Raw genomic sequence first — 13588 nt, forward strand, 5'->3', positions numbered from 1 at the left:
GCCCGTGCTTGAAACTGCGCGGGCCCCCGTGCACACTGTGGATGACTTTTGACTCGTGGTAGTCATGCTTAAGTCGTGTGCGGTGTGCATCAGGCCAGAACAAATATAACGAGCCGAACATGAGCGAAGCGCTGATCATTCTCGATCCTGCGGCAGAAAAAAGCCTGCAGCAGCAAATCCGTGAAAAGCTAATCCAGGGCATTTTGTCCGGGAGCATTCCCGCCAGTCATAAAATGCCTTCCTCGCGGCGTATGGCCGAGCAGCTGGGGGTGGCACGTAATACCGTGGTGCTCGCCTACCAGCAACTGGTGGATGACGGCTTTCTGGTAACCCGTGAGCGCAGTGGTTTCTATGTCAGCGATACCGTTTCCCAGCAGGGCGTAATCAGCCATAGTGCCGGCGAACCGCAGCGGGATGAGGATGATCGCAGCTTCTGGCGCACGCATTGCAATGCGGTCTCGGTCAATCGTCGTGCGCTACAGGCACGCCCTGCCAATTGGTTGCAATACCCCTTTCCCTTTGTCAGTAACGAATACGACCCGCGCTTGTACCCGGGAGCCGAATGGCGAGAGTGCACACGGGATATTTTTACCGCGCGGGAAGTTGCGCAGTGGGCGACACTTGGCAGCAATGAAGACGATCGCCATCTGGTGGAGCAGATCTGTACCCGGTTGCTGCCCCGTCGCGGTATCTACGTAGAGCCGGGGCAAATCCTGCTCACCTGCGGCGTGGAGCAGGCCTGCCATTTGCTTGGTGAGCTATTGCTGGGGGATCAGCGCAAACTTGCACTCGTGCAACCGGCCGCCGGTGAGACCGGCGAGATCTTCCGCCGTACCGGTGCGCAGATATTGCCGTTAAAGCAAGATGCAGACGGCCCATTGCTGGATGAGAATCTCCAACAAGCCGACTGTATTTATCTGCAGCCCAATGTGCACAATCCCACTGCGGTTACCTGCAGTCTTGAGCGCCGTCGCTTGCTGCTGAAGCAGGCGCGCGAGCAGAAAACGGTGATTATCGAGAACGACTGCGATCACGATTTCTGTTACCACGGCAATCCATTGCCGCCGCTGAAAGGTATGGATGGCGGCGGCTCGGTTATCTACCTCTATCAGTTCCCCAAAATCATCGACCCCGGTATGCAGCTGGCATTTGTGGTTGCCCCCAAGCCGGTGATCCAGCGTTTGCGTGCGCTGCGTTATACCCTGCGAGAGCGCGTGCCCGCACTCAACCAGCGCCTGCTGGCAAAGTTTGTCGCCGCCGGCTATCTCGATGCGGCACTGTTTAAAATTACCCAGCAGTTGAAAGAGCGCTGGACGGCGCTGGGTGAAGCGCTGATGTATCACCTGCCGAAATTAAACGTCCGGCGCGCAAGCTGCGGTACCGCCTGTTGGCTGGAACTGCCACAGCATATGGACGGTGCACAGTTACAAATTAGCGCTGAGAAAAATGGCCTGCTACTGGAAGCCGTCAGCGATGGCAGTGCGGTGCGCCTGGGCTTTTCCGCAATCGATGCGGATAAAATTGAAGGCGGCGTGCGGGTACTCGCGCAGCTGATTAATGGCGAATTGCAGGCGGAAGAAGAATCGCTGGCCAATACGGCAGGTAGACGCCTGAGTGCCCAGGATCTGCAGAAGGAAATGCCGGGAGCGGTTTTCCTTGGCACCAACACCCTGGGCGAATCCTATCGTATCGAGTTGAAACCCGACGGCACCATGTTGGGCTATTCGCGCAATGATGTGGAAATGGATGAGACGGATACCGGGCGCTGGTGGCTTGATGGCGGCCAGTGGGTGCGCCAGTGGCGCACATGGTCATACGGCCGCAAGGCCAGCTTTCACGTGGTAACCGATGGCCACCGTATCAAATGGTTTAACGAGAGCGGAAAACTGATTGATACGGCAGTTGTTGCCAACGAGTAGCCAGGTCGAGATTAGCTATATCGAGAGTAACCAGGTCGATTAATACGGTTAGCCCTGCTGGTTTGAGTGATCCAGCCGGCTTGCCGCTGGAATGGCAATCAAACAGATACCAAGAATCACCGTGGCCAGAATGATCAGCTGCGCATAGCTGCCGCCACCGGTAATGAAGTACCCTGCAAATAGTGGCCCACAGGCCAATCCCAGCTTGGAGGCAAACCCCGCAAAGGCGCCCATCTGGCCCGCGCTATCAAAACGCGAGGCGATGGTCAGGAAATAGGGCACACAGAATGCCCAGGTAATACCCGTTACCACATTGGCCATAATAAACATCGCGCGTACATCGCTGAGCAAGAAAAGCAGCAACCCAACCAGCGTAATGACCAATGCCGCAGCAAGCGGTTTCGCAAGCGGATATTTCTGCCCGGTCACTGCCGCGAGCATGGCCCCACTGATGGCAATCAGGTTTGCCCAGAACAACGTCTGGCTGATAAATCCGAGCGGTAGCGTATAGGTTTTCCCCAGATCAAAAATAAACGCGAACAGGGCCATGTTGGCAAACTGAAAGCAGAACAGCGCGAACAGTGTAATTGCAATTGGAAGGAGAGAGCGCGATGCCTTTGTCTGTTCGTGAGCGGCACTCGGTGATTGGGTGGGCGATTCGGACGACGGTTTACTCGGCAAAGGATAGTCCGCGATCAACGGAAGCATCACCAAGGTAATTGCGCTAAAGGTAATCAGGGCATAGAAAGGTACGTAGGTGCCATGCTCAACCACCAAGGCCGGCAGGAATCCCATACCGATAGCGCCGCCGGTGTATTGCACCAGCAGCACCATGCTGTAGCTGCGACCCGCGATACCACTGCGTGCGATGACCGCAAATCCCAGCCCTACCAGTGCACCGCCGAGAATACCGTGCACCAGGCGCAGCGGGATCAACAAATCCAGGTTGGCCAGTTGGATGGTCAATACATCCATGCCGATCGAGCAGCACAGCAGAATCGCCGCCGCACGTTTCCAGCGCGGGATATGGCGAATCAGCCAGGAAACCCCGAAGGCGCCGATAACCGCGCCGATGGTGTTGGCAAAGGTAATCTGCCCGGCCTGTTCGGCACTCAGCCCAGCGCCGGCCATCAATGCATCCACAATGACCGGAAAGATATTGACGTAATAGAGCCCCGCCGAAGAGAGAAACGCGAGGAATACGCTCGCGGCCCAGCCATTACTCGCAAACCGGCCACTGGCCAGCGGCCGTTGCGCTGAACTGCTATCGGGCAGCACGCCGCCGCCATTGGAAACGTCTGTCGCTGCGCTGTTTACTGGATTTTGCATGGCTGCTCCGGTGCATCGTTTTTGCTGTGGCTGTTTTTACATCTACCTGCCCCGCGGTAGTCGGCCAGGCTCCGGATCAAAACTAACTTATTACATCATCATCCATAGTGCCAGATTGGTCCTGTCGTTGGAGCCAAAAGTCCGTTTTCGCTGAGAAATGGGGTTTGGACTCATGTCATGCGGTCATCTGGCCCTATAGCGGTGCTTTCACATGGGCCAGTATGGTCCCAGGCAATATGAACAAGACTGCACAATCAGGAACCGGTGTAATGAGTAGCAAACCCAATACGTTCGGGATAGCCGCGCTGCAACTGAAGCTTGAGGAAGTGGATAATCTCGAGCTACTGCTGCAGAAAATCCAGCGAACCAAGCTGCGTTACCCCTGGGTGAAAATGATTGTGTTGAGCGAGCTGGCACTGCGTGGCGTCGGTGCGCAGCACGCCCGTGAGCTGCCCTCCGCAGAAGAAGAAGCCTTTTGTCGCGCCGCTCGTGAGCTGGGTATCTGGTTGATCCCTGGCTCCATGTACGAGAAATGCGGCACTGCTGTATTCAATACCACACCGGTGATCAATCCCGCGGGTGAAGTGATTGCCCGCTACCGCAAAATGTACCCCTTCCTCCCCTATGAAAAGGGCGTGACCGCTGGCGACCAGTTTGTCGTGTTCGATATACCGGATGTGGGCTGTTTCGGTGTGTCGATTTGCTACGACATGTGGTTTCCAGAGACCACCCGCGCCATGGTGTGGCTGGGCGCCGAGGTCATTATCCACCCTACCAAAACCGACACCATTGATCGTCAGGATGAATTGTCCATCGTCCGCGCCAGCGCCACCATGAACCAGTGCTATATCGTCGATGTGAATTCGGCCGGCGCCCAGGGGGTAGGGCGGTCCATCATTGTTGGGCCGGAAGGTGAGACTATTCACGAGGCTTCTGTAGAGGAAGAGGTTGTCGCATTTGAAGTTAATCTAGACAAAGTTACTCAAGTGCGTGAGCGCGGCATGAAAGGGCTGGGCCAGACGCTGAAGAGTTTCCGCGATGGTCGGGTGCAGTACCCTCAGTATGAAGCGGGCGCAGTATCGCCCACGTTGCAACGCCTTGGTGAACTGAAAGTACCTGAGTGATTACTTGCGTAACAAATGTCGGGGTGAGCCCCGAATAAACCGAACCCATTCTCACAGGATGAGTAAAAACTGGACCAGTCGTTATAGACTAACTGGCCCTAGGTTAGGGTCAGGGTCCGGATATAAAAAATAACCACAACAATAGCCGGCGCTGTTTGGCCAGCAAAGACAATTCAAAGAGAGTTTCAAACCTAGCAGAGGGCACCATGAAACAAGCAAACAAGCAGAGGTTTACCCAATCCACACTGGCCAGTGCGGTCGCGGCCGTATCTGCGGGTACGTTATTCGCGGTTCCGCAAATCTCCCTGGCGCAAGGTGCTGAAACGGTTGAAGAAATCATCGTTACCGCAACCCGTCGCGCGCAGAGCGTACAGGACATTCCCTACAATATTTCTGCGGTTTCCGGTGACGAGCTGGAAGCGAGCCAGATTACCGATGCTGCAGAAATGATGCGCAGTGTTCCCGGGTTGACCGTTGTGGATCGCGGATACCGCAACTCCGGCACCGTGAACGGGGTAATGATTCGTGGTGTGAACGTCGATAGCGGCTCCAATGGTGATGTGCCGCTCTCCGCCGTACCGACCGTAGCAACCTACGTAGACGACACGCCGCTGTATGCCAACTTCGTACTGAAAGACATTGAGCGCGTGGAAGTATTGCGTGGCCCACAGGGTACCCTGTATGGCTCCGGCTCCTTGGCGGGCACCGTGCGCTACATTATGAACAAGCCGAAGCTCGGCGAGTATGAAGCGACTGTGGGTAGCAGTTTCAGTCAGACAGAAGGTTCCGACGGCTTTAACATGAACAGCGATGTGCTGATCAATGTCCCGCTCGGTGACACGATGGCACTGCGTGCGAACGTGGGCATGATTGATAACGACGGCATAGTCGATTACACCAATGTGTATGAGCTTGATGCTCAGGGTGCCCCCGTGGCAGCCGGCGGCGACATCGCCAATGGTGCGCCGGTATTCCGCAGCGTGGAAGACGCAGACACGGTGGAAATTAGCTACGCACGCGCTGCACTGCTGATCGAGCCCAATGACCAGCTGAGCGTACAGCTGTCGCATCAGATGCAGAGTGATGAAATTGGCGGGCGTCGTCAGGTTACCCGCGGCACCAACTGGGTCAGCGGCGAAGAAGAATTCTACGATGACTATGAAAACGGTGCGGTAACCCTGGAACCCTCCGAGCGCGACGTCTCCCTGACCTCACTGGAAATTTCTCTGGATATGGGCTTCGCCACCTTTACCTCCAGTACCTCCAGTTACTCCCACGATGGCATTGCCATCAGTGACAACTCTGGCTTCTACGCGCAGAACAACTGGTTCGCAAACTACTACGGCGGTTCACCTCGTCCTCTGGCTCAGGCCGAACGCTTCTACGATGACAGTGCGCTGGTGCAGGAAATTCGTCTGGTTTCCAATGGCGATAACTTCGTGGACTGGGTTGCCGGCTTCTTCTATATGGACCAGGACAGTAAGGCGGGGCAAAACAGCTATATGCCGGGTTGGGCGGCGTGGACGGCGGTTGCGCCGGCTGTATGGACCCCGGGCATTTCGTTTGCTGAAGAGTTCACCGGTTGGGGTGCTAATGTTCAGGATCAGGACTTCTACTTCCGCCGTAATCAGAACTTTACCGATGCGGCTATTTTCGGCGAAACCACATTTAACTTCTCCGATACCCTGCGCATGACTCTGGGTCTCCGTCATTTCGATAACAAGCTGACCAACGATTCGGTGCTGCAGCTGCCGATCTGGCCGGCACCGGAAGAGGATACCCGAGCGAGCTTTACCACCAAGGATGACGATACGTTGCTGAAAGCAAATGTATCCTGGGATATGAGCGAAAGCACCATGCTCTATGCGACTATCTCCGAAGGTTATCGCCGCGGAGGCGCCAACGCGGTGCCGCTGATGGGCGGCTTCGCAGAAAGTCCGGAATACCTGCAGTACGGCGCCGACCAGGTGTTGAACTACGAGTTGGGTGTTAAGGGCACGACCGATGCAATGCGTTACACCGTGTCCCTGTTCCGCATGGATTGGACCGATCCCCAGCTCAACACGGCCACTTCCAACTGGGGCTTCTTCGCGGCGGTTAACGGCGATGAAGCGCGTACCCAGGGACTCGAAGTCGAGTTGAATGGCGACCTGAGCGAAAGCATCAGCTATAACTTCGGTTATGCCTTTGTCGATGCGGAACTGACCAAGGATTTCTACCAGCCCAGTGGTAACTGGCAGGGTAGCGGTGTCTTGGGTGAGTTTATGGTTGCCGAGTCTGGCACCACTCTGCCCGGTACTGCCGAGCACACCATGTCACTCTCTCTGGATCACACCACCACGGTTGCGACGGATCTTACGCTGGTATCGCGTCTGAGTGGTTACTATCAATCTGAAACCACCAACGCGATCGGCAGCGGTAGAACCTTTACCGAGTTCGATGGCTTCCAGCTGTGGAATGCGAGTAGCACACTGGTGGCGGACGATTGGGATGTCACACTGTTTGCGAAGAACCTCTTCAATGAAGATGGTGTAACGGGTGCCCTGACCGAAGCGCACATGGGTACCGATCCGGCGGAAAACTTCTATGGCAATGCGTCAAAAGACTATATCAGTCTGCCGCGCACCCTGGGTGTTTCCGGACGCTACCACTTCTAAGACTCATCGTTGTCTCACCGTGTGACAGTTTAGCCGGCCTTCGAGGCCGGCTTTTTTATGGCGCAAAAGCGGGTACACTGGGTAGATAACGTTAAAAATCTTCAAAGACTATGCAGACAGCGGTTGAACCCAACAGCGAAGCCAAGCAGGCGTATATCCGCGCCCGCCAGTATTTTCGTTCTGGTAACCTGAGTGCAGCGCAGAGCGCGGCTGACGAGGTGATCCGTCATTCCCCCGGGTTTGCCAGTGGCCGCCGCTTATACGCGGACATATTAATCGGGTGTAATCAATTTGCGGCCGCGCGCGATCAGCTCGATAGTGCACTAAAGCTGTTTCCCGATCAGGTTGATCGTCGGCGCCCCATCCTGCTGCACAAAGCGACCTGCTTTATACGCGAGGGTGATCTGGCCGGTGCACTCGGCGTCGCCACATCTGCCGACCTGAAGCCGGTGGAAGCCTTGGATGCCGCCATGCTCTCCCAGCTCGGTTATCTGCTGACCCTGTGTGAGTCTCATGAGGCCGCACTACGGGTATTTGAACATACACTGACTCTGCAACCGGACGATCCGTTATTCTTATTCAACTGCGCTGCGGCAAACCGCGCTATGGGTAACCTTGAACGTGCGGAACAACTCTACGATCGCGTATTGGCGTTAAACCCGCAAGACTGGGAGGCGTACAAGAATCGCTCCGATTTGCGCAAACAGAACGCCCGGCGCAACCACATTCTGGAATTGCAGCAGCAACTTGCCCAGCGCGATTTGCCTGAAGTGGCCAAGGTGCAACTGCAATTTGCCCTGGCCAAAGAATATGAAGATCAGGACCGCTACACGGACAGTTTCGCGGCACTGCAACAGGGCTGCGAGGTAAGAAGGAAATCGATGGACTACCAGATTGATGGTGATCTATCGGTTATGTCGGATATCGCCGCGCACTTTACTTCCGAGTTTCTGGCCGGTTGTGATATCCCATCGGATTTCGGTAAAGAAATTATTTTTGTGCTCGGTATGCCGCGTACCGGATCCACGCTGCTGGATCGGATACTGTGTGCATCGGGCGATGTGGTTTCTGCCGGTGAACCGGATACCTTTGCGCGACTACTGGTGCGCGAGGCTGCGAAAGTGCAAGGCACTGAAGGCGGAAGTAATCGGAATATCATTTTGCAGGCCGGTGAAGCCCTCGATGTAACTGCGGTGGGCAAAGCATATCTCCAGCAGCTGTATGCGCGTGCTCAGCTTGCTGGAGGAAAGCGGATTGTTGATAAGAATCCCATGAACTTTCTCTACCTTGGCTGGATTGCCCGCGCACTGCCGGGCGCCAAGATTGTCCACCTGTGTCGAAACCCTATGGATACCTGCTATGCGGTGTACAAGACGCTGTTTAAAACCGCGTATCCGTTTTCCTACAGCCAGTCGGAGATGGCGCAGTACTACGGCGCCTACCATCGATTGATGCAGCACTGGCGCGCTGTGTTTGCCGATCGGGTGATCGATGTGGATTACGAGAGCCTGGTGATGGATTTGCTAAATACCGGGCAGGAACTTTATCGTCGCTGTGAGCTGCCTTGGGATGACGCTGTTGCGACCGGCTACTATAAATCGAATAAAGGCACCGCAACTGCGAGTGCAGCGCAGGTGCATCAGCCGGTATACCAGACGTCACTTAATAAGTGGCGTAATTACGCGGAGCAGCTGCAGCCCATGCAGGATATCCTCATGCGCGAGGGCATAGAGTTCGCCTGATACCAAATAAAAATGGCAGCCGAGGCTGCCATTTTTATTTGCTTGTTTATCTAAGGCTATCGACCATCTCGGTACCCTTATCCTTCAAGGCGATACACAATTGTATGCTCTCCTCGGTCTGTGCCAGGGCGCGCTCGAAGCCGGGTATGATCTCGTGGTGATCGGCGAACAAGATTTTCACCTCACGCAATTCCTGCGGGTCACAGAATTTAGTTGAAAAACGCGGTGTGTTACGTCGCCACTGCCCTGGAATCTTTTCTACTATGGCGGCAAGGTTTTCTTGCAGCCATAGCCAGTTGAGTGCCTGAACTTTAGAACTGCCCATGGAATTCATAACCAGCCCGAAAGCTTCCCGTGGACCCAGGTCATCGCTCAGTGCAAGGTCGTGAATAATATGCAGCTGTGATGGGTCTGTAACACGGCCCATGGCGTTGGCGCTGGCGTTTTCGAATAGCGGATCGTCGATTTGTTTGCGTACTTGGATCAGGTGCTCGAGGAAGCTCTTGTCCGAGTCTTGAATTGCAACAGTCAGTGCGCTTTCGTAGAGATCAGAATCCAGTGCCTTGGGGTCTCGCGCTACGCCAAAGCCGGTGAATCGCTCGGCCTTTTCTTGCAGCTGCTTGCGTACTTCTTTGTCTTTTGCCTCCAGCGCCAGGAAACCGAGCAGGCGGCTATTCAACAATTTGCTTTCCGCATCATCCTTACCCGACAGTTCCTTTACTTTTTCACTGTACAATTTTCTCAGGAACGCGTGCCAGCTGTCCGCATGATTGCGATCAACATAATGGTCGCTGTATTTGCTGAGGTATGCCAGCGGGGCTTCCACTACCTGGCGCTTATCGGAGGTGGCGGACAGGCGCACCACTTCAAACAGAGTGGCGGGTGTTAGTTGCCCCGCTTCGAATGCGGCAAATGCGCTATCGATCAGAGACAAGCGTTCGGTTGCGTTAAGGGAGTTAAAGGCACCAAGTAACTGCTCCCACTGTTTTTCATCCATGTTGAAGCGGTAGTAACCACTGCCGTTGGCATTCGGCATGACCCATTTCGGGCAGGCGCCACCGGAAAGCGCGAGCGTCTGCTTGCTATCTGTGAGGAATTCGCACTGTGCAACGCCAGAGCTGCCGCGCATACAGAATGGAATGCTCCACTGCTGCCCTGCGTCGGTAATGGGGGAACCGAGCGGCTTGTAGCGCTCCTGAGTAATATGCACCTGCGCGTTGCCTTCGGTGTTGCAATCTACGGTCAGCGTGAGCAGCGGCACACCTTTCTGTTCGACAAAGGTGCGGAAAGTTTCGGTGAGCTGCGGGCTGTCGGTCTCGTCGCCGATTACCCGGTAGAAATCCGGCGAGTCGGCGACGCCGTCGGCAAACTTTTCCACATAGCGGCCCAGTGCGGGACGGAAGACATCGGCACCGAAGTACTCATCCACCATGTGGATAACCCCGAGACTCTTCAAATAGGTAATCGCATCGTAGGCGTTGCGAATGTTGTTGTTGTCGGTAATGGGTTCACGGATGGCTCGGGTGCTGGCGAGCGAATCCATCTTCATCGCGCTGATTGCACGAGCGGCTGCGTTCAGATCGTGGCCACCGTCTGGTTCCATGATGGTCAGTGCCAGTGGTGTGCCCCAGGTGGCGAAGCCCTCTTTCAGCCACAGGTCGTCCCACCAGGGGGGCGTAACCAGGTTGCCGAACCACATGTGTGCAATTTCATGGGCGTGAATCCCCAGCAGCGCCAGGCGCTGACCCGGTGCCGGCTCGTCGCCATCGACCAGAATGCGCTGCTCCCGGTAGGTGATCGCCGCGGAAAGTTCGGTGGCGCCGCTGGGCCACTGGGGTGCGGCAATGATGTCGAGTTTGCGGAAGGGGTAGGGGCGTCGGATCTGCTCTTCAAACACACGCAGCATTTGCGGGGTGATATCGAGTACGTATTGCAGGTCTTTGCCGCGGCCCTTGCGCGCAAAGCCGCGCAGTGGCAATGGCTCTTTGCGGTACTGGTTGGCGGGGATGGCCGGGCGCTCCACTACATCGAACGGACCTACCGCAAGGGAGAGCAGGTAAGTGGGCATGGGCGGAGACTGGGCGAAGGTAACTTTCTGCATCCCGTTGCCGGCGTCGTTGCGCGCGGTTTCCGGTTCATTGCTGATGGCCTCGTATCCCTCGGGCACGGTCAGGCTGATGTCATAGGTTGCCTTGAGGCCGGGCTCGTCGAAGCCGGGGAGGAAGCGGCGTGCCTGGATGGATTCCGACTTTGCCAGGGCGTAGGCGTCGCCCTTTTCCTCGACCTTGAACAGGCCGGCGAGGTTTTTGTCGAACGGTGCGCTGTATTGAATGCGCAGGGTGATTTTGCCGGCGGGTATCTCTTCGCCAAAGTCGACACGGACGACGCCACTGTCGAGCACCTGTTTGTATTCTGCCGGTACAACCTTTTCGCCTTCGGCATTGGCCGCTGCGTTTTCATTTACGGCGTATACCACGGCATTGATATCGGACACATTAATGTTGTTGCCGTGTATCCAGATATGGTCGGAGGCCTTATCCAGCTCGATGTCGATATCCACCTGACCGTAGAAGGTATCTTGGCGCGGGTCGAGGGTAAGGTCGAGCCGGTAAGCGGTTGGGCGCACGTCGTCGGGCAGCCGGCCCGCGGGCGCCTGCTCGCGTGGATTTGTGCTGGCCTGGGGCTGGCTGGCGGACTTTTCTGATGCCTCGGGCGCAGCGCCTTGTTCACTCTTGGCTGCAGGCTCCGTTGATGGAGTGTCTTCGGTGTTCTTTTTGTCGGATCCGCATGCGGTAAGCAGGATCAGCCCGGCCAACAGGGCGGGTAAGGCAAATTTTTGCATTGGAAATCTTTGCGTAAATTTTTGGATTGGAAAATAGGGGAAAGGTTTTCCCTATTGTAGTGGGCTCTATTGTAGCGGGTCGCGCGCTTTGCTTTACAGGGGAAGGGTGCTGATTTTGGTGTCAGCTAACAGGAGGGCGTTGTGGACTAGGTAGCGTCCAGGTGTCAGATATCCAGGTGCCAGGTATTGGATTCAAAAATGTTTCTGAAAACCAATACCCGGCACCTGACCTTTATATAAGACTTCTGAATTTGTCCTTTTTCGGTATTACAGGTGCGGAATCGTCAGCACCGACTGCTGGCTCCTGCGATAGGGCACGGTAATTTCGTAACGGGTATCGGCAGGCTTCTGATAAATCAGTCCCTCGGTGTCGATGGCGAGGGTTACTACATGCCCGGCGGGTACATCGTAGGAGGTGGTGAACAGGTCCAGGGAGATCTTCTGGCTCTGGCCCACTGCAGCATTACGCACGGTGATGGGTGCGTGGGTGATCAGGCGGCCGAGGCCCAAGGGGCCGGTGTCGTAGAGGTGGACGTGCAGCTGCACTTCCGGCTTGCTGGGTTTTATCCACATTTCCAGGCTGGGGGTACCGCGAATCTTGAACGTACTGCCGAATACCGGCGAGTTGTATTCGATGGCGTGGTAGCCGTTGATACCGGTCATGTTTGTATACACCGGGATACCGAACCCTTCGAGCGCGTCGGAGATCACCGGGATGCCGGTGCCCGCTTTGGTGTCGGCGCCACCGTGGAAGTCGTTGCTCCAGCCCCAGCCGTTGTAGCTGCTGGTTTTCATGCTGGCGTTATTGAAGTAGCTGAAGCGCGGGTGTAGGTAGTAGCGGGTGGACTTGTCGGTGACCGGAAAATCGTCGAACTGCTCCAGCTTGTTGCTGATGCGCACAGTCATGTCGACCTTGGGCTCGGTGTCGATGCCGTTGGCTTCCTCTTTCAGGTAGCGGTCGAACCAGCGGAAGGTGGTTGCCCAGATATGCCCGTTGTTACCGCCAAGGGTCTCGGTCACCGCGTGAGTGCCGGGGTTCAGCAGCAGTTTCTTGGGGCCGTCCAGCAGGGTGTACAGCTGGGTCATGCTGTTGGGTTTGAACAGGTAGTCGGCGAAGTTGTTCGACATCAATACCGCGGTGCCATTGCTGTTGAGTTCCGGCACATAGGAGAGGGCGGAGCGCGGTGCGGCGAAGGTTTCGACGCCGGCAATGTCTTCGGTGGCGCGCAGGTTGGCCCAGATGGTGTCTACTTCCGGATCCAGGTTGAGCGCGGTGGTAGTGAGGATGGTGCCCCACACCAGGTTAACGGTGTTGTTCGGGTACAGGCCCTCGATCACATCCGACCAACCCGAAAGCGCCGCTACGGCGGTAACCCGCGGGTCCTGGGCGGCGGTGACCAGGGAAATACCGGCTCCGTAAGAAATACCGGCCATGCCGAGTTTGCCCACCGGGTAATTTGCCTGCAGCCAGTCGATCAGCACGCTGGCGTCGTTGATGGAGTTATCCCCAGCCACGTCGACCAGGCCCTCAGAGATACCAAAGCCACGGGTGGAATAGCTCATCACCAGATAGCCGTTTTCGGCGAGCTCTTTGGCCTGCAGCAGGTACTGATGCTTGTCGAGCATCCAGCTGTTGGTAAAGAGCACCGTGGGGTAGCCGCCGGCAGGGGCTGCGGTTTCCGGTACATAGAGGTTGGCGTCCAGCTCGGTGCCGTCGAAGGTGGTGATGTCGAGGTCTGGAATAAAGGTGGGGGCGGCCTGGCTGCTTGCGGTAAATCCGGCGCACAGGGCACCGGCCAGCAGCGCCGGCAGGGCAAATGTCTTCATGGTTTTCTCTCGGAAATTATTATCGTTTTACTGCTTCATCGCTCCGCCCGCGGTACGGGACCGGGGCGGATCCAAGAAGTCTATGGAGCCCAGTGAAAATGGGGAGAGGGTAAGTTTTGTGACTGTGAACCAATTATCAGTCAGTGGC

At 56.2% G+C, this 13588-nt stretch carries 7 protein-coding genes; 4 read left to right on the top strand and 3 right to left on the bottom strand.

The features are described 5' to 3' along the window. Positions 1–119 precede the first annotated feature (119 nt). Positions 120–1919 (top strand): aminotransferase-like domain-containing protein, encoded by a 1800-nt coding sequence (locus KUV22_RS06305; RefSeq protein WP_222229448.1) that lies wholly within the window; start codon positions 120–122, stop codon positions 1917–1919. Between the two features lie 48 nt (positions 1920–1967). On the opposite strand, the gene KUV22_RS06310 is transcribed toward KUV22_RS06305, so the two are convergent. Next, positions 1968–3248 carry an MFS transporter gene (locus KUV22_RS06310; protein ID WP_222229450.1) on the bottom strand — a complete coding sequence of 427 codons (1281 nt, stop codon included), beginning with the start codon at positions 3246–3248 and terminating at the stop codon, positions 1968–1970. Positions 3249–3517: 269 nt separating this feature from the next. Here KUV22_RS06310 and KUV22_RS06315 point away from each other — a divergent pair, with 269 nt between their 5' ends. The 3 genes from KUV22_RS06315 to KUV22_RS06325 all read left to right on the top strand — a co-directional run bounded on the left by KUV22_RS06315 (position 3518) and on the right by KUV22_RS06325 (position 8771). Then, positions 3518–4372: a carbon-nitrogen hydrolase family protein gene (locus KUV22_RS06315; protein WP_222229452.1), complete on the top strand. Its 855-nt coding sequence runs from the start codon at positions 3518–3520 to the stop codon at positions 4370–4372. 206 nt (positions 4373–4578) lie between these two features. After that, on the top strand, positions 4579–7029 hold the full coding sequence (locus KUV22_RS06320; RefSeq protein ID WP_222229454.1) for a TonB-dependent receptor: 2451 nt from the start codon (positions 4579–4581) through the stop codon (positions 7027–7029). 110 nt (positions 7030–7139) lie between these two features. Then, positions 7140–8771, top strand: coding sequence for a tetratricopeptide repeat-containing sulfotransferase family protein (locus tag KUV22_RS06325; protein ID WP_222229456.1), 1632 nt, complete (start codon positions 7140–7142; stop codon positions 8769–8771). A 46-nt stretch (positions 8772–8817) separates the two neighbouring features. Here KUV22_RS06325 and KUV22_RS06330 read toward each other — a convergent pair whose 3' ends face one another. Further along, a complete protein-coding gene (locus tag KUV22_RS06330) occupies positions 8818–11613 on the bottom strand; it encodes a M1 family metallopeptidase (RefSeq protein ID WP_222229458.1) in 2796 nt (931 codons plus the stop codon). Positions 11614–11880: 267 nt separating this feature from the next. Next, positions 11881–13440: an alpha/beta fold hydrolase gene (locus tag KUV22_RS06335; protein WP_222229460.1), complete on the bottom strand. Its 1560-nt coding sequence runs from the start codon at positions 13438–13440 to the stop codon at positions 11881–11883. Positions 13441–13588: the final 148 nt, after the last annotated feature.

Origin of the sequence: Microbulbifer agarilyticus, from assembly GCF_019800665.1 — a bacterium.
GTDB classification, from domain to species: domain Bacteria; phylum Pseudomonadota; class Gammaproteobacteria; order Pseudomonadales; family Cellvibrionaceae; genus Microbulbifer; species Microbulbifer agarilyticus_C.

Bases quoted from the DNA above. Each gene is read 5' to 3' on its own strand.
- KUV22_RS06310 (WP_222229450.1), bottom strand. From the start codon at position 3,248: ATGCAAAATCCAGTAAACAGCGCAGCGACAGACGTTTCCAATGGCGGC.
- KUV22_RS06320 (WP_222229454.1), top strand. From the start codon at position 4,579: ATGAAACAAGCAAACAAGCAGAGGTTTACCCAATCCACACTGGCCAGT.
- KUV22_RS06305 (WP_222229448.1), top strand. From the start codon at position 120: ATGAGCGAAGCGCTGATCATTCTCGATCCTGCGGCAGAAAAAAGCCTG.
- KUV22_RS06330 (WP_222229458.1), bottom strand. From the start codon at position 11,613: ATGCAAAAATTTGCCTTACCCGCCCTGTTGGCCGGGCTGATCCTGCTT.
- KUV22_RS06325 (WP_222229456.1), top strand. From the start codon at position 7,140: ATGCAGACAGCGGTTGAACCCAACAGCGAAGCCAAGCAGGCGTATATC.
- KUV22_RS06335 (WP_222229460.1), bottom strand. From the start codon at position 13,440: ATGAAGACATTTGCCCTGCCGGCGCTGCTGGCCGGTGCCCTGTGCGCC.
- KUV22_RS06315 (WP_222229452.1), top strand. From the start codon at position 3,518: ATGAGTAGCAAACCCAATACGTTCGGGATAGCCGCGCTGCAACTGAAG.